27 protein-coding genes are annotated in these 25647 nt (G+C 35.0%); 4 read left to right on the forward strand and 23 right to left on the reverse strand.

The window, feature by feature from the left end; genetic code table 11:
- Positions 1–141 precede the first annotated feature (141 nt).
- A complete protein-coding gene (locus tag AC1RP4_RS05685) occupies positions 142–858 on the forward strand; it encodes a DUF975 family protein (protein WP_481761656.1) in 717 nt (238 codons plus the stop codon).
- A 30-nt stretch (positions 859–888) separates the two neighbouring features.
- Here the strand turns inward: AC1RP4_RS05685 and AC1RP4_RS05690 are convergent, their stop codons facing one another.
- On the reverse strand, positions 889–1530 hold the full coding sequence (locus tag AC1RP4_RS05690; protein WP_481761655.1) for a DNA alkylation repair protein: 642 nt from the start codon (positions 1528–1530) through the stop codon (positions 889–891).
- A 92-nt stretch (positions 1531–1622) separates the two neighbouring features.
- Between AC1RP4_RS05690 and AC1RP4_RS05695 the strand changes: the two genes are divergently transcribed.
- Together AC1RP4_RS05695 and AC1RP4_RS05700 are read left to right on the forward strand one after the other, a co-directional pair.
- Complete coding sequence (locus AC1RP4_RS05695; RefSeq protein WP_481761654.1) at positions 1623–2726, forward strand: baeRF6 domain-containing protein; 1104 nt, start codon at positions 1623–1625, stop codon at positions 2724–2726.
- A 102-nt stretch (positions 2727–2828) separates the two neighbouring features.
- Positions 2829–3299, forward strand: a complete 471-nt coding sequence (locus AC1RP4_RS05700) for a nucleoside 2-deoxyribosyltransferase (protein ID WP_481761653.1) — start codon at positions 2829–2831, stop codon at positions 3297–3299.
- 92 nt (positions 3300–3391) lie between these two features.
- Here AC1RP4_RS05700 and AC1RP4_RS05705 read toward each other — a convergent pair whose 3' ends face one another.
- The 8 genes from AC1RP4_RS05705 to sufC all read right to left on the reverse strand — a co-directional run bounded on the left by AC1RP4_RS05705 (position 3392) and on the right by sufC (position 12440).
- Positions 3392–5296 (reverse strand): M13 family metallopeptidase, encoded by a 1905-nt coding sequence (locus tag AC1RP4_RS05705; RefSeq protein ID WP_481761652.1) that lies wholly within the window; start codon positions 5294–5296, stop codon positions 3392–3394.
- 271 nt (positions 5297–5567) lie between these two features.
- Positions 5568–6338: an ABC transporter permease gene (locus AC1RP4_RS05710; RefSeq protein ID WP_481761651.1), complete on the reverse strand. Its 771-nt coding sequence runs from the start codon at positions 6336–6338 to the stop codon at positions 5568–5570.
- Entirely contained in the window at positions 6331–7266 is a 936-nt protein-coding gene (locus tag AC1RP4_RS05715; RefSeq protein WP_481761650.1) for an ABC transporter ATP-binding protein, read from the reverse strand. The genes AC1RP4_RS05710 and AC1RP4_RS05715 overlap by 8 nt, the downstream gene beginning before the upstream one ends.
- A gap of 56 nt (positions 7267–7322) precedes the next feature.
- Positions 7323–8717, reverse strand: coding sequence for a Fe-S cluster assembly protein SufB (sufB, locus tag AC1RP4_RS05720; protein ID WP_481761649.1), 1395 nt, complete (start codon positions 8715–8717; stop codon positions 7323–7325).
- Between the two features lie 14 nt (positions 8718–8731).
- Positions 8732–9163: a Fe-S cluster assembly sulfur transfer protein SufU gene (gene sufU / locus AC1RP4_RS05725; protein WP_481761648.1), complete on the reverse strand. Its 432-nt coding sequence runs from the start codon at positions 9161–9163 to the stop codon at positions 8732–8734.
- Positions 9150–10388 carry an aminotransferase class V-fold PLP-dependent enzyme gene (locus tag AC1RP4_RS05730; RefSeq protein WP_481761647.1) on the reverse strand — a complete coding sequence of 413 codons (1239 nt, stop codon included), beginning with the start codon at positions 10386–10388 and terminating at the stop codon, positions 9150–9152. Before AC1RP4_RS05730 ends, sufU begins: the two co-directional genes overlap by 14 nt.
- Positions 10357–11643: a Fe-S cluster assembly protein SufD gene (sufD, locus tag AC1RP4_RS05735; RefSeq protein ID WP_481761646.1), complete on the reverse strand. Its 1287-nt coding sequence runs from the start codon at positions 11641–11643 to the stop codon at positions 10357–10359. Before sufD ends, AC1RP4_RS05730 begins: the two co-directional genes overlap by 32 nt.
- Positions 11644–11657: 14 nt before the next feature.
- Complete coding sequence (gene sufC, locus AC1RP4_RS05740; protein ID WP_481761645.1) at positions 11658–12440, reverse strand: Fe-S cluster assembly ATPase SufC; 783 nt, start codon at positions 12438–12440, stop codon at positions 11658–11660.
- 135 nt (positions 12441–12575) lie between these two features.
- On the opposite strand from sufC, the gene AC1RP4_RS05745 reads away from it, so the two are divergent.
- Positions 12576–13292, forward strand: a complete 717-nt coding sequence (locus AC1RP4_RS05745) for a gamma-glutamyl-gamma-aminobutyrate hydrolase family protein (protein ID WP_481761644.1) — start codon at positions 12576–12578, stop codon at positions 13290–13292.
- Positions 13293–13331: 39 nt separating this feature from the next.
- On the opposite strand, the gene AC1RP4_RS05750 is transcribed toward AC1RP4_RS05745, so the two are convergent.
- The 14 genes from AC1RP4_RS05750 to atpA all read right to left on the reverse strand — a co-directional run bounded on the left by AC1RP4_RS05750 (position 13332) and on the right by atpA (position 25644).
- Positions 13332–14138, reverse strand: coding sequence for a MetQ/NlpA family ABC transporter substrate-binding protein (locus AC1RP4_RS05750; RefSeq protein ID WP_481761722.1), 807 nt, complete (start codon positions 14136–14138; stop codon positions 13332–13334).
- Between the two features lie 17 nt (positions 14139–14155).
- Entirely contained in the window at positions 14156–14860 is a 705-nt protein-coding gene (locus AC1RP4_RS05755; protein WP_409022317.1) for a methionine ABC transporter permease, read from the reverse strand.
- A complete protein-coding gene (locus AC1RP4_RS05760) occupies positions 14850–15887 on the reverse strand; it encodes a methionine ABC transporter ATP-binding protein (RefSeq protein WP_481761643.1) in 1038 nt (345 codons plus the stop codon). Before AC1RP4_RS05760 ends, AC1RP4_RS05755 begins: the two co-directional genes overlap by 11 nt.
- Positions 15888–16257: 370 nt before the next feature.
- Positions 16258–16617: an arsenate reductase family protein gene (locus tag AC1RP4_RS05765; protein WP_481761721.1), complete on the reverse strand. Its 360-nt coding sequence runs from the start codon at positions 16615–16617 to the stop codon at positions 16258–16260.
- A 45-nt stretch (positions 16618–16662) separates the two neighbouring features.
- A complete protein-coding gene (locus tag AC1RP4_RS05770) occupies positions 16663–17883 on the reverse strand; it encodes an FtsW/RodA/SpoVE family cell cycle protein (protein ID WP_481761642.1) in 1221 nt (406 codons plus the stop codon).
- A gap of 72 nt (positions 17884–17955) precedes the next feature.
- The gene (locus tag AC1RP4_RS05775) at positions 17956–18177 is read right to left on the reverse strand and encodes a DUF2969 domain-containing protein (protein WP_409022314.1); all 222 of its coding nucleotides are present in this window, start codon (positions 18175–18177) and stop codon (positions 17956–17958) included.
- A complete protein-coding gene (gene yidD, locus AC1RP4_RS05780; RefSeq protein ID WP_409022313.1) occupies positions 18170–18430 on the reverse strand; it encodes a membrane protein insertion efficiency factor YidD in 261 nt (86 codons plus the stop codon). The genes AC1RP4_RS05775 and yidD overlap by 8 nt, the downstream gene beginning before the upstream one ends.
- A gap of 85 nt (positions 18431–18515) precedes the next feature.
- Positions 18516–19502, reverse strand: coding sequence for a rod shape-determining protein (gene mreB, locus AC1RP4_RS05785; RefSeq protein ID WP_409022312.1), 987 nt, complete (start codon positions 19500–19502; stop codon positions 18516–18518).
- Between the two features lie 94 nt (positions 19503–19596).
- Positions 19597–20901, reverse strand: a complete 1305-nt coding sequence (murA, locus tag AC1RP4_RS05790) for a UDP-N-acetylglucosamine 1-carboxyvinyltransferase (protein WP_481761641.1) — start codon at positions 20899–20901, stop codon at positions 19597–19599.
- 17 nt (positions 20902–20918) lie between these two features.
- On the reverse strand, positions 20919–21152 hold the full coding sequence (locus AC1RP4_RS05795; protein WP_409022310.1) for a DUF1146 family protein: 234 nt from the start codon (positions 21150–21152) through the stop codon (positions 20919–20921).
- A gap of 138 nt (positions 21153–21290) precedes the next feature.
- Entirely contained in the window at positions 21291–21710 is a 420-nt protein-coding gene (locus AC1RP4_RS05800) for a F0F1 ATP synthase subunit epsilon (RefSeq protein ID WP_481761640.1), read from the reverse strand.
- Positions 21711–21723: 13 nt separating this feature from the next.
- Positions 21724–23124, reverse strand: coding sequence for a F0F1 ATP synthase subunit beta (atpD, locus tag AC1RP4_RS05805; RefSeq protein WP_409022308.1), 1401 nt, complete (start codon positions 23122–23124; stop codon positions 21724–21726).
- Between the two features lie 23 nt (positions 23125–23147).
- Entirely contained in the window at positions 23148–24095 is a 948-nt protein-coding gene (locus tag AC1RP4_RS05810; protein WP_481761639.1) for a F0F1 ATP synthase subunit gamma, read from the reverse strand.
- Positions 24096–24126: 31 nt separating this feature from the next.
- The gene (gene atpA / locus AC1RP4_RS05815) at positions 24127–25644 is read right to left on the reverse strand and encodes a F0F1 ATP synthase subunit alpha (protein ID WP_481761638.1); all 1518 of its coding nucleotides are present in this window, start codon (positions 25642–25644) and stop codon (positions 24127–24129) included.
- Positions 25645–25647 lie beyond the last annotated feature (3 nt).

A 25647-nucleotide genomic window follows, 5' to 3' on the forward strand; every position in this document is an offset into this window, starting at 1 on the left:
AAAGTTTGGTTTGTTTCACTTTTATACCGTCTAAAAATATTGAAATACTCACATTCTCAATCTGTCAGTATAGACTTAATATTTGGTTTAATGTATGCTTAAAATATTATTAAAACATATACAATTAAGGAGACACACATCATGGAAAAACCACTAAAAACGAGACAACAACTGAAATCTGAATCAAAGGCATTACTTAAAGGACACTGGAAGTCAGCTATCCTAGTTAGCTTACTAGCAATCCTTATTTTTATTGTTTATTCTCGCTTATATTCTACTGAGTACGCAGACATTATGAATTTATATTCTACTGAAAATAATAACCAATCATCAGCTATCAGTCCTATAATTTCAGCAACTGTCGTTGTTCTTTATCTTATTTTTCAAATTCTACTTGTAGGTGTTTCATATACATTCTTAACTTGGGTCAGTTCACAAAAAACACCAGAACATGCATTTACACAAAGTTTCCAAGTTTTCTCAAATGAATTATTTTTCCCATCTATTGGTATCGCCATTCTCAAAACCATTTATAGTACACTTTGGACTCTCTTGCTTATTGTCCCAGGAATTATTAAATACTATTCTTATTCACAAGTCTTTATGATTAACAAAGACTTAACAGATAACCCAAATCATCCTGACATCAGTATTAATAAAAAAATAACGTTAAGCCGTGAATTAATGAACGGACACAAATTTGATTTATTCGTAATAGAGTTAAGTCTGGTTGGTTGGTACCTATTATCAATCGTGACACTTGGAATTGGTTATATTTGGTACATGCCTTATCAACAAGCAATTAAAGCAAATTTCTACAGAGACCTTGCCGGAGATAAATTCTTAACCTTAAAATAAGCAAAAAAGACTGAATAAAATCAGTCTTTTTTATTTTGTCTTCACATGTTTAAGTCCTTCTCGCACAGCTAGCTTTGATAGATCATGGCTCTCAATAAAAGTTATAACCCAATTTTCATCAGTCTTAGCATACTCACGTAATGACCAACCAATCGCTTTTTGGATGAAAAATTCATCTGTTGTTCTATCATTCAAAATCATCTTTGATAAGTAAGCTAGATTAGTTTCTTCACGATAGCCTAACTGAAGATTTATACCCACACGACGCATCCAGAAATTATCATGGTTTTCAAATTGCTTACTAATATCGTTAAAATTTATCGGACTTAATTTTAAAAAGTCACTAATAACCTTACGTAAAGCATCTACTGAATCCCACCATGGTTTAACCTTAATTAACTCAACCAATACTTGGACTTCATCAACCGTCAATCGTTTAAGATTTTTTTGTGCTAAGTCGATTGCAACATATTGATACTCTCTTTCTTCACGACCATAATAAGCTAAAATTTGTGAGATTAACTCTTCTAGAGGCCAACTCTTAGATTCTTTCATCAAGTCCTTTGTTAGTTCACGTCGACTTGGTGTCTTAATCCCTAAGTAAGAAAAATTATTTTTCATGTAAGCTTCCATTTTTTTAATATTTTTGTTATCTTTTTCTAAATAAATCATATTTACTCCTTTTATGAAAACGTAACCATATAAGTTGGATAACCGTTTTCATGATGTTATACTAAAGGTAATCATATAAAGGGGGAACCATTATGTCAATGCATAACAATTTGAAAAAATTACTCACAATCAAAGAAGAACCCATTGTATCAATCTTTATCAAAACATATCCAGGTATTAATTTTGCTGCGAAGAATCAGTTAAAACTAAAAACTAGTTTAAAAACTGCCAAAGAAGCTCATTCGGATGTACCTAAGAAAACTTGGGAACTAATTGAAACACAATTGGTTAATTTTATTAATGAAATTGCAGATAAAATCGGTCAATTCCCTAGTATCGCACTTTACTTAACACCTAACGATTACTTTAAATTTAATTTAAATCACGCTATTGAAGTAGATAAAGTTATTGTTGGTCCTGAAGCATACACTTTACCTTTATTAGCTCAACAAGCAACAAAATTATCAGGAACAATCCTAAGCTTACACCGTGATTCATTTGAATTACATCAATTCAAAGAAGGTGTCTTATTGAAACAAGAACTCCCAGAGGATGCTCCTATCGACATGGTATCAACTCTTGGTCCTGAAAGTACAGATACCACGACCACTCATGGCCCTACTGGCGCCCTCCATGGGTTAAATACTAAGGATGAAGAAAAAGCGATTGATAATAGAAATTACTACTTGGCAATTGAAAAATTCCTAGTTACCCATCCCGAATTAATTTATAAACGTCTTTTCCTTATTGGACTACCTAAAAATCAAAGCTTATTCCATGAATTAACAAAATTAAAATCAGTTAATTCAGAAATTACAATTAAAAAATCACCTAGTGCCCTAACAACTACAGAAATTGAAAAAGATTTGTTAGATCAAAATCAAATTTTAATCAATCAAACAATTGATCATTTATTGGATCGTGCTCGTTCACTTGATGAAGTTAATCCAAGCAAAACAAACCCAATCGATTTGTTTGCTCTATTAACGCAACATCGTGTTAATACTTTATTAATTAACGAAGACGCTGTATTCCCTGGTTTAATTAGTGATGGTCAAATTATCGATACTGAACCTGGAAAAACAACCAATAACTTATTAAATGATTTAGCTAACTTTACTTTACGTAATAGTGGTAACGTTTACGTTATTTCAGCTGACCACTTTAATTCAGGTCAATTCGTTTACGGTGTTTAGAAATTGAAAAAGAAGACTTCATTGTCTTCTTTTTTTGTGCCCATTTTTAAAATGTCATGCTATACTTAAAAAAGCAAATATATATTCCAGGAGACGATATTAATGAATAAAGTTTATTTAGCAGGTCCATTTTTTAGCGACAAACAACGTGAACGTGTTTCTCAAGTTGTTGCAGCATTAAAAGAGAACAAAACAATTGATAGTGACAATATTTACTTGCCCCAAGATAATCAAAGTAAACAATATGAACAATTCAGTCAACAATGGCAACGTGCAGTTTATTTAGCTGACACACGCCAAGTTCATCGCGCAGACGTTGTTGTTGCTATCTTAGACTACAAAGAAGACGAAGATAACGAACCTGACTCTGGTACTATGTTTGAAGTTGGTATGGCAGTAGAAGCTCATATTCCAGTTATCTTAGTTCAATTTGAAGCTGGTCGTGTTATCAATCTAATGTTATCTGAAAGTTTAACTGCTTTCTTTGATGAGAGTAAAAATGGCTTAAATGAACTTTCTGAATATAATTTCAACGTTTTGGAAGAAAAAATTACAGAGAACGAAGTATTATAATATGCTACCTTTAAGTATTACGGATAAACAATCGCAGCAAAAAGGACATTATCATTTTGATAATGTCCTTTTAATTTGTCTTAATTAATCATTTACCAAATATTAACGCGTTCATCGACTGCTTTATACATTGCATCACTTGCAACAATATCAAAGGCATCATAAAATTCTGCTAAATTTTGAACTTGAATATTAGCACGCAACTTAGCAGGGGCATGAACATCAATTGATAATAACAATTGCATATACTGTGTTGAAGCCTTCATTCGCCATACTTGTGCCCAATTAATGAAAAATGCTTCAAAATCAGTATCGTCTTCAGATTTAGCCGCTTCAAGTGCACAACTAAGCCCACCAGCATCAGCAATATTTTCAGAAACTGTTAAAGTCCCATTAACTTTTTGGCCTGCGAATTCAGTTCCGTCAAATTCAGTAATCATTTGTTGTGATAATTCTTTAAAATGGGTCAAATCGGCTTCACTCCACCAATTATTCAAATTACCATACTCATCAAATAGCGCACCATTATTATCAAAAGCATGTGAAATCTCGTGCGCAATAACTGCTCCAATACCACCATAGTTAGCACTACTACTCTGCTCTAAACTATAAAATGGTGCTTGTAAAATAGCCGCTGGAAAGACAATGATATTTTTAAAGGGATGATAATAAGCATTAACTGTTGCTGCACTCATCTCCCAAAGATCACGATCGACAGGTTTATCCCACTTACTAAACATATCTTCAGTGGCTAATTTATCAAAGGCCATTGCATTCTCTAGCAATGTTTTTTCCATATTAACGTGCATTTTTTGATAAAGCGGGTTAATTTTATCTGGATACCCAACTTGAATACCTAATTTACTTAATTTTAAAATTGCCTTATCACGTGTAGTACTTGTTAACCAATTATTAGTAGCCAATCTATTTTGATAAACATTAATCATCTTTTCAACCATCTGTTGAACGTCTGCTTTAGCATCTTCACCAAAGTATTTATATCCATAATATTCGCCCACAACCCCACTATAGGTTCCCATGGCTAGATAATAAGCAAACTTTTGTTGTTTTTTCGGTGCCTTGCTTCCAGATAATGCACGCCCGTATTCACCAGCAATAACACGTAAGTCATCTGATAAATATGAACTAAGACTCCCTACTGTTTTAACAATTAACCAACTTTTAAATTCTGTAAAATGAGTTGTATTCACGAGTTCATCAATAGATGATAAAAATTTAGGTTCAGTCACAATTATTTTTTCTGGTTCATTCCCATTTAAAAGATTTTTAACAATTGATTTTAAATCTAAATTACTACTTTGTGAACTAAATTCTGTGAAACTTTGTGGGTTGTACGCTTTACTATAATCAGCTGATTCTTCAGCACTCTTGACATTTGGCACTAAGTTACGATCAAAAGTTAGTGCCTCTGTAATAACATGATTTGCATTTTCTTCACTATAATCTAAAGCAACTAATAACTTAGTCATCATCGCCCTAAATGCTTTAAGTAAACCTTCAGCTTGTGAATTATCTCGTTCATAATACGTTTTATCTGGTAAAACCAAACTCGGAGCTGCCACAAATAAAGCATTAATTTTAGCATTTTTCATATCAGCATCAACATCAAACCCAAGTGGTGTTGGATAACCCGCACGAACAAAATCTGCCCATTTAGTATCGAAATCAGCTAAACTTGTTAAATTTTCTAAAGGTGCTAAAACTTTTTTCAATGGTAAGGTTCCTTCTGATTCACGTCGATCAAAATCAGCTGCTAAGGCATAATAGTTTAAAAATTCTTGCATTAATGGTGCTTTAACACTAGAATCAGCTGACATTTTTTCAAAATCAGCCATCAAAGTTTTATCAATTTCATCAGCTAAATCATTAAAACCACCCGTCGCAGGTTTATCATCAGGAATTTTGGCAGTTTTTAACCATTCACCATTTACTGCTTCGTATAAATCATCTTTAATTAATTGTTTATTTATAGTCATTATTTATCTCCTTTTTAGTTTTATATGTAGCTAGTATAAACGTTATTCTAGTGTTTTAATAATAATTTACTTGAAAAACAGACATTTTTTCAAAATATACCTTATATCTATCTTTTAAAGAGTCTACGATATCTATCTTTGGTACCATTTTTCGTACCCTAACAAAAAAACAAAAGCCATAAGACTTTTGTTTTTGGTGCTATCCAGATTCATTATTGATCAACCGTCACAGAATGATTAATAAGAAAGAAGGATTATTACATTGGCTATCCTAACTTCTCAAACCTCTACCTTTATTAATAAGATACCAACAAATCCAGTAAAGAACACCAATAAACAGAATAAGAATTATCATTGATAAAGCAAGTGATACATCAGTCTTACCTAAAAAACCATATCTAAATCCTGAAATCATATAAACAATTGGATTAATCTTAGAGATGGCCTGCCAAACTGGTGGTAACATTGAAATAGAATAGAAAACACCACCAAGATAAGTTAATGGCTGTAAAACAAACGTAGGTACAATTGACACATCATCAAATGACTGTGCAAAAATACCATTAATTAATCCTGCTAATGAAAATAAAATGGCTGTCATCAAAAGTGTGATAATAATAATGACCCACGAAAAAACATGAAGAGGTACAAAAAATAATGAAATAATAGTGACAAGTGCCCCAACTAAAACACTTCTTCCAAGTCCTCCAATAACAAATCCCCATATAATAATATGCGTTGGTACTGGTGCAACTAGTAATTCTTCAATATTTTTCTGAAATTTCTGAGAAAAAAATGACGAAGATACATTAGCATACGAACTAGTGATCACCGACATCATAATTAACCCTGGTACAATGAATTCCATATATGAAAATCCACCCATTGCACCAATTCGGCCACCAATCATTTTACCAAATATAATAAAATACAATGATGTTGTAATCACTGGTGGTACTAATGTCTGTACCCAAATTCTCAAATAACGATTAGTTTCTTTTATTGCGAGACTTTTTAATGCAGTAAAATATTGATTAAACATGTTTCTCCCCCACTTGGTGCTTTTCTTCCGTAATTTTCAAGAATAACTCTTCTAATCGATTCGATTTATTTCGCATAGAAAGAACTTTTATCCCTTGTTCATCAAATTGTTTAAAGATCCCATTAACACCTTGATTTCGTTCAACTTCGATAGAAATTGTTTGCGCGTCTTCAAAGGAATTTTTATACCCTATAATTTCTGGCTTTTTATCATACACATCTAAATCGAAAATAAACGTTTCAAATTGTAATTTTGATAATAAAGTTTTCATGCTCGTATTTTCAATCAACTCACCTGATTGAATAATACCGATATGACGACAAAGTGTTTCTGCTTCTTCTAAATAATGAGTCGTCAAGATAATCGTTGTGCCATTCTCATTCAATTCCTTTAAAAAAGACCACATTTCACGTCTCAACTCAATATCTACACCCGCAGTTGGTTCGTCTAAAATGAGCAACCGAGGTTCATGCATTAATGCCCTGGCAATCATCAATCTTCGTTTCATCCCACCAGAAAGCATTCGTGCACGTACATTACGTTTTTCCCATAAATCTGACTGTTTTAAATATTTTTCACTGCGCTCCATTGCTTCTTTATGAGGAACACCATAGTAACCAGCCTGATTAACAACAATTTGTTGAACCGTTTCAAAAGGATTAAAGTTAAATTCCTGTGGGACAAGTCCAATTTGTTGTTTGGCTTGTACCAAATTGGTATCAATATCGTAATCAAAAACCTTCACTGTTCCCGCTGTTTTATTCACAAGAGATGTAATAATACCAATTGTCGTTGATTTTCCCGCACCATTAGGCCCTAAAAGTGCATAAAAATCCCCTTCTTCTACAGCCAGATCAATACCACGTAACGCTTTAACACCCGTTGCATATTCTTTTTTTAAGCCTTTTATTTCCAGTGCATATATCATTTAATTATTATCCCCTTATTTACTTTTTAGGAAAAGTAACATCATTCTAAACTATTTTACCCCACACTGCCTTCCATCTGATACTCAATCAGACGATTCAATTCAACAGCGTATTCCATCGGTAATTCTTTGGTGAACGGTTCAACAAATCCCATTACAATCATCTCTGTTGCTTTTGCTTCAGAAATTCCGCGACTCATTAAGTAATATAATTGTTCTTCAGAAATTTTAGAAACTTTAGCTTCATGTTCCATAGAAACATTGCCATTTAAAATTTCATTAAATGGAATCGTATCACTCGCTGATTTATCATCCATGATGATTGTATCGCATTCGACATGTGCAAACGAACCATCACTATGTCTACCAAATTTTAAATAACCTCGATAATCAACTCGTCCACCATCTTTACATAACGATTTAGAAACAATCGAAGAAGTCGTATTTTTAGCATTGTGAATCATTTTTGCCCCAGTATCTTGAACGATATTCCCACCAGCAAACGCAATCGACAACATTGTGCCATGTGCGCCTTGACCATCTAAATAAATACTTGGATATTTCATTGTAACTTTTGATCCAAGGTTACCATCAACCCACTCCATCGTCGCATTTTCTAAGGCTCTAGCACGTTTTGTCTCTAAGCTATACACATTATCTGACCAATTTTGAATCGTTGTATACCGACAATAGGCATCTTTCATGACGTTCACTTCAACGACTGCCGCATGCAAACTGTCTGCCGAATAATTAGGTGCTGTACAACCTTCAACGTAATTAACACTTGCGCCTTCATCAACAATGATTAATGTTCGTTCAAATTGTCCTGTATTCTCCGCATTAATTCTGAAATAACTTTGAATAGGCACCTCGGTCTTCACACCTTTAGGTACATAGATAAAAGTACCACCAGACCAAACAGCCGAATTTAAAGCTGAAAATTTATTATTAGAGGCAGGAACCAATTTGCCAAAATACTGTTTAACCAATTCAGGATATTCTTGGACGGCAGCATCTGTACTCATAAAAATAATTCCTAATTTTTCAAAATCTTCACGCATATGATGGTAAACAACTTCTGATTCATATTGTGCAGAAGAGCCAGCTAAGTATTTACGTTCAGCTTCTGGAACACCAAGTCGGTCAAAGGTTTCTTTAATCTTATCTGGGACATCTTCCCAGTCTCTAGCAACATTATCACTAGCACGTTGAAAATAGCGCATATTAGCTAAATCTAACTTAGACAAATCAGGACCAAAACTTGGCATTGGCATCTTTTCATATAAGGCAAAGGCACGAAGTCGATAATCCAACATCCACTCTGGTTCATTTTTTGCTGCCGAAATTTCTCGAACAATCGCTTCGGTTAAGCCACGCCCAGTTGAATAAACAGGCTCAATATCATCTTTAAAGCCATATTCATACTCACCACCAACATCTAGTTCTTTCATATCTTACCTCCTCTCTAATTTTCTAAATTAATAGCTTGATAAACTGCCTTCCAAGCTAATGTGGCACACTTAATCCGAGCTGGAAACTGAGCGACACCTTCTAAAATAGCAGCATCACCTAAAAGATTTTCATCAATCGTTTCACCTGTTACCATTCTTGAAAATGTTGTCACCATTTCTTCTATTTCATTTTTTGCTTTACCAATAATTTCATCAGTCATCATACTTGCAGATGCCTGGCTAATCGTACAACCCGTCCCAGAAAAGGCAACATCTTGAACCTTGTTGTCACTCATGATAAGTTCAACTTTTAAAACATCCCCACAGGTTGGATTTCTGAGTTCAATTGATTTCTGACCCTTTACTAGTGAGCCATGATGATGCGGATGTGTGGCATGTTCCAAAATAACTTGGCGATATAAATTATCTAATTTAGATAGTCCCATTTTTAAAGAACTCCTTTGTAGCGATTAACGCGTCAATAAATTTTTGATTTTCTTCTAAAGTATTGTAAAAATATAAACTAATACGAACAGTTGACGATACACCCATGCACTTCATTAATGGCTGTGCACAATGATGACCCGCGCGAACCGCAATTCCTTGCATATCAAGAGCTGTCGCAACGTCATGCGGATGTAGTCCCTCCAAATTAAATGAAATAACGCCTGATCGTTTTTTACTTTCAGTTGGCCCATAGACAGTAATGCCAGAAATGGCTTTTAATTTAGGTAATAAATCAGTGATGAGCATCTGTTCATGTGCTTGTATATTAACCATTCCAACTTCATTTAAATAGTGAATAGTAGCACCTAATGAAATGACCCCTTCAATATTAGGTGTCCCCGCTTCAAATTTCCAAGGAATATCTTTAAAGGTTGATTGTTGCTCTTCAACAAAATCAATCATCTCACCACCAAATTCTAGTGGCTGCATCTCGTTCAAATAATTACTTTTTCCATATAAAACGCCAATACCAGTTGCAGCCCCCATTTTATGACCTGAAAAAGCAAAAAAATCAACATCTAACTCCTGAACATTAATCGGCATATAAGGTATTGATTGCGCCCCATCACAAATAACAACCGCACCGACTGTATGTGCCATGTCCGTTAATTCTTTGATGGGGTTTATACTCCCCAAAACATTTGAAATTTGAGTTAGCGATACAATTTTAGTTTTAGCTGTCATTTTTAATTTCGCATCATTAATGTCTAATTGTCCATCATCTGTTATGTCGATGTAAACTAATTTAGCACCAGTTGCTTGTGCGACTTGTTGCCAAGGAACAAGGTTACTATGGTGTTCCATAATAGATATTAAAATCTCATCCCCTGGTTTCAATCGATTCTGTGCAAAACCCTGAGCAACCCAGTTTAAACTTTCGGTTGTCCCTTTTGTAAATAAGATTTCAGCTGAATATTTTGCATGAATAAAATCAGCAACAGCTTGTCGTACATCTTCAAATTGCTGTGTTGTACGCTCGGCTAAAGTATGCACACCACGATGTACATTGGCATTATCATTTTCATAATAATGTGAAATGGCATTAATAACTGCTTGTGGTTTCTGAACAGTTGCAGCATTGTCAAAATAAATTAACGGTTCATCATTCACAATTTGCTTTAAAATAGGAAAATCATTGCGATACTTTTTCAAATTTTTGACCATTAATGAGTTTCCCCTCTATTGTTTCGATTAATCGTTCACGAACATCAACTGCCGGAATTGCCGTTAAAACAGGTCCTAAGAATCCACGAATAACAAGTCTTTCTGCTTCTTCTTTGTGTAATCCACGACTCATCAGATAGTACAATTGTTCCTGATTCACGCGTCCAACACTAGCTGCATGTCCAGCTTGAACATCATTTTCATCAATTAATAAAATAGGATTAGCGTCTCCACGTGCTTTTGTGGATAACATTAGCACACGGCTTTCTTGTTGAGCATTCGCACCCTTTGCACCTTTAATAATATGGCCAATTCCATTAAATATTAATGTAGAACGCGATAAAATTACACCGTGTTGCAGAATTTGACCAATTGAATGTTTACCATAATTCGTCACCCGTGTATCAATCCCTTGAATCTGATTTCCTGTTGAAATCGCAACAACTTTAACATCTGCGTGAGAACCTGCACCAATTAAATCAGAATCGAAATCGCCAATTATATTGCCATTATTAAGTAATCCAATTGACCAATCTATTTTTGCATTGCCTAATAAATAACCCCGACGGTTAATATATGCTGTTGTATGTTCCCCTAATTGATCAACTCCAGCAAATTTAACATGACTGTTAGCTTTAGCAATCACTTCCACAATAATATTTGCGGTTGTGATCTGATCACCGACTGTTGAACGATTTTCTAGATATGAAAACTGACTATTTTCTGCTGCGACAATTAAAACATGCTGTACATAGTCCTGATTGTCCCGTGCATCCTGCGTTAAATAAGTTGTAATTGGGTTGTCTAATACAACATTTTTAGGTACATAAATAAACAAACCACCGGTTAATTGTGCTAAATGCGTTGCGGTCAACAAATCACTATCCCATTTAACTGCCTTAGTCATAAAATATTTCTTAATTAAATCTGCATGTTCCACTAACGCGGTTGACCAGTCGCAAATAATAACATGATTTTCTTTTAATTCCTCAGATATATTTAAACTAATCGTTCGAGATCCAACTTGAATAAACGTATTTTCATCCGATTTTTTTGAAACAAATTCCCCTGATTCTTTAACCAGTGTTTCAGGTATAATGGGCCATTTTTGGTATCTAATTTTTTCAAATGAAGGAAGCGCTAGTAATGTTTTTTTTACAAAGGCATCTCTTCTTAATTGTTGAAACCACTCAGGTTCTTGTTTTAAATTTGAAAAATCAATTATACTTTGTTCTAAGAGCTTCAAATCAATCATTTTCCGGCCCTCCACTAAAGGTTCTCGTCTGTTAAAGTAATGTCTAGCCCTAATTCATCACGCAAACCAGCATAGCCTTCTTCTTCCAGTTTTTCTGCAAGTTCGGCGCCACCCGTTTTAACAACCCGTCCATCCATCATAACGTGCACCACATCAGGCACAATATAGTTCAGCAAACGTTGGTAATGCGTAATCATAAGTGTTCCAAATTCCGCATTTTTCAACATTTCATTTACGCCTCTCGAAACAACTTTCAATGCATCAATGTCTAGACCTGAATCAATTTCATCTAAAATAGCAAATTTTGGTTCAATCATCATCAGTTGTAAAATTTCATTACGTTTCTTTTCGCCACCTGAAAAACCTTCATTTAAATAACGATCAGCCATTTCCTCAGTCATATCTAAAGTTGTCATCGTTTTATCTAATTTCTTTAAATATTCTCGAATTGGGATTTGTTTATCTTCCGGTCGACGTGCGTTGATTGCTGCACGCATAAATTCAGCATTTGTTACACCAGGAATTTCTGAAGGATATTGCATTGCTAAAAATAATCCTGCTCGAGCTCGCTCATCAACAGGTAGTTCTAAAATGTTTACACCATTCAGCAATACTTCGCCTTCTGTCACTTTATACGCAGGATTCCCCATAATGGCCTCAGATAAAGTTGATTTACCTGTTCCATTTGGACCCATGATTGCGTGTACTTCTCCAGTCGACATTTTTAAATTAACACCTTTTAAAATTTCTTTATCTTCAATTTCTACATGTAAATTTTTAACCTCAAGTGTCGACATTTTAGCATTCCTCCGATTCATTAATATATTCCATTCTATCTTAATAAATTATCCATTTCAATGGAGCCTCGAGACTCGCAATCTTTATTTAATTAAGTTAAACTAATAAAAAGTAAATTTTGAGGAGGTTCATTTATGAAACCTATTATCGGTATTGTTGGAAATCCTAATCGAAATCCAATTACAGGCATGCACATTAACGAAATTACTTATACACCTCAAGGCTATATTGATGCCATTATTGAAGTTGGCGGTTTACCACTAATCATTCCTACTGATTTAGCAAACGCATCTAGTTATCTTGATTTGGTAGATGGTTTACTATTAGCAGGTGGTCAAGATGTTTCACCAATCTTATACGGCCAAGAACCTCATCCAAAATTAGAAGAATTAAATCCCCCACGTGACGAAATGGAGCTCGCTTTAATCAAGGAAGCTATTTCTCGAAAAATACCAATACTTGGTATTTGCCGTGGACTACAAATACTTAACGTCTTTTTTGGTGGAACACTCTATCAAGATTTAAGTGACTATTCAAATTGGCAAGTTAAGCATTTACAAGATCCAACATTACCAGAATACGCCACACATTCTGTATCGATTAAAGCAAATAATTATTTATCAGATACTTATGGTTCAACGCTTCGTGTCAATACGTACCATCACCAAGCCATTAACCGTTTAGGTGATTCATTAACGGCCATTGCGACAAGTTCAGATGGCCTAATTGAAGGTATCAGTAGTAATGACGGTCTCATTTTAGGTGTTCAATGGCATCCCGAAATGTCTTATATAAGAGAACCATCAGATTTAGCTATTTTCAAATGGCTAATTAATAAAATTGCAAAATAAAGAGAATTGAATTAGTCATGTCGACTAATTCAATTCTCTTTATTTTGCAGGAATAACGGCACCTTTATACTTATTCAAAATCCATTCGCGTGTCTTTTTAGATTGTAGTGCTTTAACTAACTTTTTAATCGCAGGATTATCTTTATTTTTTGGTGCGACAGCAACTAAATTCGCATATGATGATGTACTACGTTCTAATGCAATAGCTTGTTTCGTTGGATTTAATCCAGCTTCAACCGCATAATTTGCATTAATAATGATGGCTGAGCCTTCATTATTTTCATATAAATCAGACATCAATTTTGGCTCATACGTATGCTTAAAAACTAAATTTAATTTATTTGTTTTGATATCAGCAAAATTTGCAGTTGCCACGTCTGTCCCTTTTTTCAGGGTTATTAATCCAGCATCTTTAAAAATAGTTAAAACACGACCATAATCTGAAATACTGTTAGATACTAAAACCGTACTTCCTTTCTTCAAATCAGTTAACTTTTTAACTTGTTTAGAATAGACACCGATTGGTTCAAGATGAACATTTCCAACACTTATTAAATCACCATTATTCTGTTTGTCCCAATTATCTAAAAATGGTTTATGTTGAAAATAATTAGCATCTAAATCACCAGATTCAGTCGCTTTATTAGGCATCACATAATCCTGAAAAACTTTAACTTTTAAATCGATACCTTCTTTTGCCAACATTGGTTTTACATGATCTAGAATTTCTGCATGGGGCATATTACTAGCACCAATTGTCAAAGTAGTCATTCCATTTGATTGTTTCCCGCATCCAGCTAATAAAAGAGTCAAAAATAGAAATGAAAAAATGAACTTTTTGTTTATTCTCATGAGGTTACCCCTTAATTATTTCGTTTATCGATTAATTTAGCTGAATGATCACCAATAAGTTGAAAAATGGCAACAATAATGATGATTGTGACCGTTGCAACTAGTGTAACAGTATTATTATTAGCACCATAACCTTCAATGAAAGCCCAATTTCCTAGCCCACCGGCACCAATCGTACCAGCCATTGCCGTGTACCCAATAATTGTAATTCCAGTAACTGTCGCCCCTGAAATAAGAGCTGGTAAACTTTCTCGTAATAGTACTTTCCAAATGATTTGTGCCTTGTTAGCACCCATTGCTTCAGCTGCTTCAATCACACCATAATCAATCTCACGAAAAGCAAGTTCCACCATTCGTGCATAAAATGGAGCCGCCGAGAGGATTAGAGCTGGCAATGCTGCAATCGGTCCAATAATAGAACCAACTAAAGCCTTAGTAAAAGGCAATAATAAGACAATTAAAATAATAAACGGAATTGAACGAAAAATGTTAACCATGGCTGAAACAATCCAATTAATTATTTTTACCCAGATACTTATTTTACCGGTCGTTTTTTGTTTTGTTTCAAATAAAATAAGACCTAAGATAATACCCAAAATTGTAACGGCTATTGTAGATATTAATGTCATACTGATTGTTTCCCAAGTATTTGACCAGAATTCATCCCAGTTAACAGCATTAAAGTTAAAATATGACGCCCAAGTATTAGTCCCCATAATGCAATACCTCCGTTTCTACTTTCATTTTTTGCAAGAATGGAACGGTTTGATCTAAACTTATTTTTGGACCAGTTAATTGAATATATAATGTTCCAATTGGGCCACCTTGAGTTTGATGAATGGAACCCTCAACGATATTAAAATCAACTTCTGGAATTTGTCTTAACATTTCAGAGATAATTGGCATTTGCGTCTGCGTACTGTGAAAGGTTAATTGAACAATCAACCCTTGTGGATAAGCTTCAATTAATTCATTTACAGCAAGTTCAGTATCATGTAGAGCTGGTGTGACCTCCTGATTAACGAATCGTTTTGTGACGTCTTGTTTCGGACGCTTAAAGACGTCTAAGACAAGTCCACTCTCCACTAATTTTCCAGATTCCATTACAGCAACGTGATCACATATCTTACGAACCACATGCATTTCATGAGTGATTAATACAATTGTTAATTTCAATTTATGATTAATTTGAAGTAATAAATCTAATATTTCATCTGTTGTTTGTGGATCTAGCGCACTTGTTGCTTCATCACAAATCAAAATTTCAGGATCATTCGCTAAAGCCCTAGCAATCCCAACTCGTTGCTTTTGTCCACCAGATAACTCAGAAGGATATGCATTTTCTTTACCTTTTAACCCAACTAATGTTGTTAATTCTTCAGCTTTGGACAACCGCTCAGTTTTACTTATTCCAGCAAGTTCAAGTGGAAACATGATGTTTTCCACAACCGTTCGTGACCAGAGTAAATTAAAATGTTGAAAAATCATGCCAATTTTTTGACGTTGCTTTCTCAATGTTCTACCCGATAAAGATGCGATTTTAGCGCCATTAACGTCAACTTCACCCGAAGTTGGTGTCTCTAATCCATTCAGCATTCTAATTAATGTACTTTTACCAGCACCTGAATATCCTACAATACCTAAGATGCTACCATCTTCCACCGAAAGATTCACATCAGAAACAGCGCTAACCTTACCACTTTTCGTGATAAACTCTTTTGATACATTTTTAAACTCAATCATGTTAATACCTCCTAATTTTTCTGCAAAAAAATAACCTCCCATCCCCCGTTTAATAAACGGAAGGACGAGAAGTTATAAACTTCACGTGTTACCACCTTGTTTTATTGTTACCTCACGATAACAATCTCATCAGGTACGGGTTTTAATATAACCGATACCTTTCCGCTGTATTGGGCGTACCCAAGGTAGATTAACATTGCTCATCTACCAAACGTTCCAAGACCATATTCAATTCCGTAATTTTGATCCCTTTTCAGCTACCAGGATTCTCTTAACTAATTACTAAAATTTACTCATCTTTTCAAAACGTCTTATCTGTATTTCTTATTGTAGTTGATTATAGCTAGATTAAAATTTAATGTCAACAGTTTTATTTATTTAACCATGTCTCTGTAAAAACATCTTCACTGAATCCGGTCGTTAATTTTGTTCCATCAGTTAATACCGGACGTTTCATTAACATCCCATCTGATGCTAAAATTTGACTTGATTGCTGAATTGTCATCGTTGGTCGTTTATCTTTTAGATTTAATTCACGATACTTATTTCCTTGTGTATTAAAAAAAGATATTGCTGGAAGACCAGACTCATTCAACCATTTTTCGATTAGACTCGCCTTTGGTGTTTCTTGGATAAGATCTATTATATGGTATTCAACCTCATTTTCGTCTAACCATTGTTTTGCTTTTCTACAAGTTGAACATTTAGGATACCAATAAAAATCAATCATCATCAAAACCTCCTAGTTTTAAAAAACAGTGATTCCATAATAGAATCACTGCCTTATCTTTTTATCAAAATCTTCGTCTTCGCTACTGAACATGTAACTCTTATGATGGTATCGCATTGACATAATTAAGCCAATTCCAATCATATTTCCTACTAAAGCAGACCCACCTTGACTGACAAATGGTAATGGAATACCTGTTAAAGGTAGTAACCCAATACTCATCCCAATGTTTTCAAAAACATGGAATAAAATCATCATAATGACCCCAGTAGATAAGTAAGCATAAAATTCATTCTTCGTATCAAAGGTTGCACGAACCATTCGATAAATGAGTAAGAAATAAATAAAGATTAAAATACAACCACCAATAAACCCAAAGTTTTCGCCGATAACAGAAAAAATCATATCAGATTCACGGACGGGAACATAAACATTTGACACGTTAAATCCCTTACCAGTCATTTGTCCTGATCCAATGGCTTTCATACTTTGCCATAATTGATATCCTGTTCCGGATGTATCTTTTGATGGATCTAACCAGTTATCAATTCGGTCAAATTGGTAGGCAGAAAAGCCAACTTTTTCTAGAATTGATCGACCAGTTGTTGAAATAACCATATATAATGCCGTTCCACCTACAACAGCCACCGTTCCAAATGCCGGTCCAATAATCTTCCAAGTGATACCTGAAACTAAAATGACACCACCTAAAATAGCAAAGAAAACGAGCATTGTTCCAAAATCATTTTGCAGTTTTAATAAAATAACTACTGGTAACGTCCATGCTATCATTTTGGCTAATAAAATAATATCTGTCCCAATTTTATGAGTTGGATAATCATTGTTATGTATCGTAACCACACGCGCCAACATTAATATAAATGCTGGCTTCATAACTTCTGATGGTTGGAACGTTAACGAACCAACTAATGGTATCCAACTTTTAGCACCTGTGTTTATATATAAAGGTCGACTATATACGACTAAAACAATCATCAATAAAAACAGGCCAATAAAATACCCTATCGGTGCGACTCGCCATAATTGTTCTGAGTCAAATTGCATAATAACGACAATTGCAATGACACCAATAGCGTACCACATTAACTGTGAAACCATTTGGCTAACAATTGAGGTCGCACTAGTATCATGGGATGCTGATACGTAAATTGAGGCAAGCCCAATAATTGCCAAGACTAAAACGGCAAAAATAATACCATAATCAATTCTTGACTCACTATCGACCTCATCTTTTCTACTACTCATAGAATTCCCCTCCACACTATGTCACTTATTTCGTTAAATTTTTGAATAGGCTAAAATTTAATAATTGACTAATTAACCGCGATGTAAGTGAAAATCGCGCAATAAAGTATCAATACCTTCATCACGAGTTTTAGCTTTGAATATCTCACCGTTACTTAATGTTGCAACAAATTTTGTATCTTGTTGAATGACTGTACCAATTTCAATACCGCCAACGGTTAATGAAACTGCATCCTCACCATTAATTTTAATATCATTTTCTGCTACTTCAATCTCTTTTTCTTTTTTAGACATGCTTTTCTTCTCCTTTAGGGTTCTTATTTCTTCGTACGGTAAAGTAATCAGGTACGGGATCGTATCCGCCTCTGACAAAAGGATGGCATCGTAAAATCCTACCGATACCCATAATAATACCTTTTGCACCGTGTTTTTGAATTGCCTTAATCATATAGTTTGAACATGTTGGATAGTACCGGCAACTAGGTGGAAACATCGGTGAAATAAATTTTTGATAAAACTTGATTGGTGCAAGCATTAAGTTTTGCATAAATAAATGACACCTCCTATATGAAAAGGTCCATCAACAGATTGCCCCGTTAATAGACCTCCCTTAATAACCAGTATCACAGTTGTTATCTACCTTGTTTTTCAATATGATCTAACAAGAATCCAGTTCCTTTTGCGACATCATCCAATGGTGTTTCTGACACCATAACAGGAATATCTAAGTTCGATGACATTAATAAATCAACACCATCTAATAATGCACCGCCACCTGTTAAAATAATCCCAGTATCAATAATATCTGATGCTAATTCTGGTGGTGTTTGTTCAAGAACTTCTTTAGTTGCTGCAACGATTGCTTGCATTGTATCATGAGTTGCTTCTTCAATCTCAGCAGAGCTAAGCACAACTGTCTTTGGTAAACCAGTAACAACATCTCGTCCACGAATTTCCATTTCTAATGCACGATTGTCTGGGTAAACTGTCCCAATTTCAATTTTAGCTTTTTCAGCTGTACGTTCACCGATTTGAAGGTTATGTTTTTGCTTAACAAAATTGATAACATCACTATTCAATTGATCACCAGCAACACGTAATGAACGGCTTGCTACAATATCGCCTAATGAAATAACGGCAACATCACTTGTACCACCACCAATATCAATCACTAAACTACCACGGGGTTGATAAATATCCAACCCAGCACCAATAGCTGCAACTTTAGGTTCTTCAGCAAGATAAACCTTGCCACCACCAGCTTTTTCAGCAGCTTGAATAATTGCTTTTTGTTCAATTGATGTGATATTTGTTGGGCAACAAATCAAAATACTTGGTTTTGATAAAAAGCCGCTCACATTTAATTTTTTAATAAAGTAAGTTAACATTTGTTCTGTAATATCAAAATCAGCAATGACACCATTTTTCATAGGTCTGATAGCTCTAATACTACCAGGTGTTCTACCAACCATTTTATATGCTTCTGATCCAACTGCTAATACACGACCTGATTTTGTGTCAATTGCAACAACAGATGGTTCATTTAAGACGATTCCTTTATTTTGTACGTTAATTAATACATTTGCGGTTCCTAAATCAATACCAATATCTTTAGCCATTATGCTTCTCCTCTCGGCACTTAAAACTTACACTAATGTAAGCATTATACCATATACCTATACAATAAAAAAATGTCCAAAATGGACATTTCTTCTATTTTACTTCATTTTCTGTCTTAATAATTATATCTTGTGTATCATCATTGATACGTTTAATTTCAGCACCCAAAGCTTCTAACTTTTGATGGAAATGATAGTAGCCTCGATCAAGATATTCAAGATGTGTAACTTGTGTATAACCACGAGCTACTAATCCTGCTAGCACAAGTGCTGCAGCAGCTCTTAAGTCTGTAGCAGCAACTTCTGCACCATTGAAGTCAGTTGGACCATACATGACAACTGAGTTGCCTTCAATCTTAAATTTTGCATTCATACGTCGTAATTCTTCAAGATGCATAAAACGATTTTCGAATACCGTCTCTGTTAAAATACTTGTACCATCTGCCATTAATTGAAGGACAGTCATTTGAGGCTGCATATCAGTTGGGTACCCTGGATGAGGCAATGTTTTAACTGTAGTTGGTTTAATTTTTTCTGTTCCAATTACTCGGATACCATTGTCTTCTTGGATAACGTCAATGCCCATTTCTTCTAATTTAGAAATTAATGGTTTATTGTGTTCCGCAATAGCCTCTTCGATTAAAACATTACCTTGAGTCATTGCTGCAGCAACCATGAATGTCCCTGCTTCAATCCGATCTTGGACAACTGCATGATCAGCGCCATGTAATGCCTTAACACCATGAATGCGAATTGTTTCGGTACCAGCACCTTGTACTTTAGCACCCATTTTATTTAAAATATTAGCTAAATCAACAATTTCTGGTTCTCTTGCAACATTTTCAATCACAGTTGTACCAGTAGCTAATGTTGCAGCCATCATAATATTCTGAGTTGCACCTACACTTGGAAAATCAAGATAAATGTTGGCACCCTTTAATTCATCTACAGTTGCTTCTATATAACCATCGAATTGTTCAATATGCGCACCCATTGCTTCAAAACCTTTTAAATGCAAATCAATTGGGCGAGAACCTATTGCACACCCACCAGGCATTGCAATCTTCGCATGTTTAAGTCGTGCCAAAAGTGGTCCCATTACAACAATAGAAGCACGCATTTTTGAAACATATTCAAATGGTGCTTCTGGTGATAATTCTTTAGTCGCACTCATTTTAACTTCATTAGTTTCTTCATTAAAGTCAACGTCTAAATTTAAAAAACGTAGTACGTTATTCATTGTAAAGACATCTGACAAAACTGGTACATTTGACAGTGTATTTTCACCACTACTTGCTAAAATTCCGGCTGCTAGAATTGGCAATACTGCATTCTTTGCGCCTTCTATATGCACTGTTCCATTGAGTGAGTTTCCACCCTTGACGATTATTTTTTCCACAAGTTATTCCCCCGTTATTATTTAACTAAAAAAACTAAATTACGAACATTATCAATAAAATTTAAGAAAAAGGCACTGCTTGTATATCCTAATAAAATAGCCAATAAGACAATTAAAACTTTGATTCTTTGTTGGCTACTTTGTGGGAAAAACCTGTCTATTCGTAACCCTTGAATTGCCCAAAAAGCAATTCCAATAAACATTAGATGACTCATTAAAGTAACTAGCGATTGGATTCCCACAGTATTCATCAAAACACTCCTAAAATTTATTCGTCATAAGCATAGCATATTTTGTACCACTTGTCGCTAATATTTGTAACAAAAATGAAATATTTAATATGTATATACAAAAAAAGGTACTGAATAAATCCAGCACCCACTTTTGTATTAATGTTTAGAGATATTAATTCGATTGATTGCACGTCTAAGTGCAATTTCAGATCTTTTAAGTTCATCAACATTATGTGTTTGTTTTGCAGTAGAAATCATCTGCTCAGCTCTTTTTTTAGCAGCCTGTGCACGATTTTCATCAATATCTTCTTGGCATTCTGCTGCATTTGCAACAACCGTTGCGACATTTTTTGAAAATTCAATGAATCCACCACTTACGGCAATTTCATCTTCTTCATTATCATTTACCTTAACCCTGACAGCATCAATATCAAGAGAAGCAATAACTGGAATATGATTGGGTAAAATACCCATTTCCCCGCTGGGTGTTTTAACAATAATCATTTTAGCATTATTGTCATAAACACTACCATCAGGAGTGACGATACTAACGGTCAAAACTGAATCTTCAGCCATCTGTTATTACCCCCTATTTTGCCATTTTATTTGCTGCTTCAATAACATCTTCGATTGGGCCGACACCATTGAAAGCATCTTCAGGAAGTGAATCATATTTACCATCAAGAATATCTTTAAATCCTTGAACTGTTTCAGCAATTGGTACATATGATCCAGGTTTTCCTGTGAATTGTTCGGCAACATTAAAGTTTTGTGAAAGGAAGAATTGGATGCGACGCGCACGTGCTACAATTACTTTTTCATCATCAGATAATTCATCCATACCTAAAATAGAAATAATATCTTGTAATTCACGATAACGTTGTAACGTATGTTGAACTTCCGTAGCAACACGATAATGTTCTTCTCCAACAATTTCAGGTGTCAAAGCACTTGAAGTTGAAGCCAAAGGATCAACAGCTGGGTAAATACCTTGTTGCGTTAAGCTACGTTCCAAGTTAGTTGTTGCATCCAAATGGGCGAACGTCGTTGCAGGAGCAGGATCAGTATAATCATCAGCTGGAACATAAACTGCTTGAATTGATGTAACTGAACCTTTTTTAGTTGACGTGATACGTTCTTGCAATTGACCCATTTCAGTAGCTAATGTTGGTTGATAACCTACGGCTGAAGGAATACGGCCTAATAAGGCTGAAACTTCAGAACCAGCTTGTGTAAAGCGGAAAATATTATCAATAAACAATAGCACATCTTGTCCTTTTTCATCACGGAAATATTCCGCAATTGTAAGACCAGTCAATGCAACACGCATACGGGCACCAGGCGGCTCGTTCATCTGACCAAACACCATGGCTGTCTTCTCTAACACGCCGGATTCTTTCATTTCAAAGTAAAGGTCATTACCTTCACGAGTACGTTCACCAACACCGGTAAACACTGAAATACCATTATGTTCTTGAGCAATATTATGAATTAATTCTTGAATTAAAACAGTTTTACCAACACCGGCACCACCGAATAATCCAATTTTACCACCTTTAATATAAGGGGCTAACAAGTCAATAACTTTAATTCCTGTTTCAAGAACCTCAGTACTTGCACTTAATTCATCATATTTAGGAGCATCTTTATGGATGCTACTGCGCTCTGCATCTTTATTAAATTCAGGACCACCATCAATGGTATCTCCTAAAACGTTAAACACTCGACCAAGAGTATCTTCACCAACAGGGACAGAAATTGAAGCACCTGTGTCTTCAACAACTGTTCCACGTTGCAAGCCATCCGTAGAATCCATGGCGATTGTTCTCATAACTCCGTCACCTAATTCAAGCGTAACTTCGATAATTAGAGCAGTTCCATCTTCACGTGTAACTTTTAACGCATTATTGATATCTGGTAAGGTTTCGTTTAAAGAGAATTGTACATCGACGACGGGCCCGATAACTTGAACAACTTTACCGAGACTCATCTTCTGTATTTCCTCCTGTCATTTTACTCTAAAGCAGCTGTTGCACCAGTAATTTCTGTAATTTCTGTTGTAATAGCACTTTGACGTGCACGATTATACTTTAATTCTAATGATGCAATAATATCTTTAGCATTATCTGTCGCAGATTTCATTGCTGTAGAACTTGAAGCATGTTCAGCTGTTTTAGCATCTAAAATCGCACCATATACTAAGCTTTCAGCAAACTGAGGTAGAACAACTTCAAGAATTGCGTCTCCTGAAGGTTCCATATCATAATCTTCATTCCCCATCACATTAGACGTTTCAATACCTTCTGCATCTGTATCCATATTCACTTCTGAAATAGGAAGCATTTGTTCAGAATGAAAGTCCGATTGTAAACTATTAACGAAATGATTATAACAAACAAATAATTCATCATAAACTTCACTGTTATACATTGTTACTACTGATTTAACGATTTCACGAACCTCAATAAACGTTGGAATATCACTTACACCACGGTATTCGTAGGCAACCTCATATCCTCTATTTTTAAAGAAGTCAGCACCAGTACCACCAACAGCAATAATAACAGCATTATCTACAGTATGGCCATTTTGCTTCATCAAATCTAATGTTTGTTTAATTACGTTACTATTGTAACTACCAACTAAACCACGATCAGAAGTAATAATTAAATAACCACTTTTTTTAACAGGTCTCTTTTGTAACATATCAAAACCTGAAAATTTTGAACTATCATTCTCAGATGATTGCTTTGATTTTCCAGCTTTAGCATCTAAAAGGTGAGATTGGGCAAGATGGGTAATGACACTTCTAATTTTAGAAGCATATATCTGATAACTTTGAGTATGACGCTGAATTTGGCTTAACTTAGCAGTCGAAACAACTTGCATTGCGCCAGTTATTTGTCCCGTTTTCTTAGTTGAAACGATTCGACGCTTTACTTCCATTAATGAAGCACCCATTAATTCTCACCATCTTTCATTTACTTTTAGTTTACGCTTTTTCAGGAGTTACTTGGAAACCTTCTGAAAAGTCTTTGATTGCAGCATCAAATTTATCTTCGTCAGGTAAATTACCTGTTTCTTTGATGTGATTTAAAAGATCACTATGATTATTATCAAAGAAATCAAAAATTTCACCTTCAAAACGAAGAATATCATCAACAGGAACTGAATCCAAGAATCCATGTGTTAATGCATATAAAATTAAAACTTGTTTTTCAACAACTAATGGCTTGTGTAATGGTTGTTTAAGTACTTCAACCGTACGATGTCCACGATTTAATTTAGCTTGTGTTGCGGCATCTAAATCAGAACCAAATTGAGAAAATGATTCTAATTCTCGGAATGATGCAAGAGCCAAACGAAGGCTTCCGGCAACTTTCTTCATTGCTTTAATTTGAGCTGACCCACCAACACGAGAAACTGATGTACCAGCATCAATAGCTGGACGAGTACCTGAATAGAATAAATCACTATCCAAGAAAATTTGACCATCAGTAATCGAAATTACGTTAGTAGGAATATATGCAGAAACATCACCAGCCTGTGTTTCGATAAATGGAAGAGCAGTCATTGAACCACCACCCAATTCATCACTTAACTTAGCTGCACGTTCAAGTAAACGTGAATGTAAGTAGAAAACATCACCAGGATAAGCTTCACGACCCGGCGGACGTCTCAAAATTAATGACAGTTCACGGTAAGCCGTTGCTTGTTTTGATAAATCATCAAATACAATCAAGACATGTTTACCGTTATACATGAATTCTTCACCCATTGCTGAACCAGTATATGGAGCTAACCATAATAATGGTGCGGGAGAAGCAGGACCAGCACTAACGACAATTGTGTAGTCCATTGCGCCTAATCGACGTAACGTTTCCACTTGTGCGCTAACAGTTGATTCTTTTTGTCCAATAGCAACATAGATACAAATCATGTCTTGATCTTTTTGATTTAAAATCGTATCAATAGCAACTGATGTTTTACCAGTCTTACGATCACCAATAATCAATTCACGTTGTCCACGGCCAATTGGAACTAAAGCATCAATAGCTTTAAGTCCAGTTTGTAAAGGTTGATCAACTGACTTACGATCCATAACTCCTGGAGCCTTTTTTTCGACTGGACGAGTTTTGTTTGTCTTAAGATCACCTTTACCATCGATGGGTTGGCCTAAAGGATTAACAACACGTCCGATAAGTTCTTCACCAACAGGAACTTCCATGATTCTACCCGTACGTTTGACAACGTCGCCTTCACGGATACCTTCATAGCCACCTAAAATAACGATACCAACATCGTTTGTTTCTAGATTTTGAGCCATACCATAAGTACCGTCAGAAAATTCTAACAATTCTCCTGATAAAGCGTTATCCAAACCGTGTGCACGAGCAATACCATCACCAACATAAGTAACGGTACCTACTTCATCAACGATAAGTTCGTCTTTATATTGTTCCAATTGTTCTTTAATTAAAGCACTGATTTCTTCAGCTTTAATGCTCATACA

The sequence above is a fragment of the Dellaglioa sp. CoH-56-MRSF-10 genome (assembly GCF_056782175.1).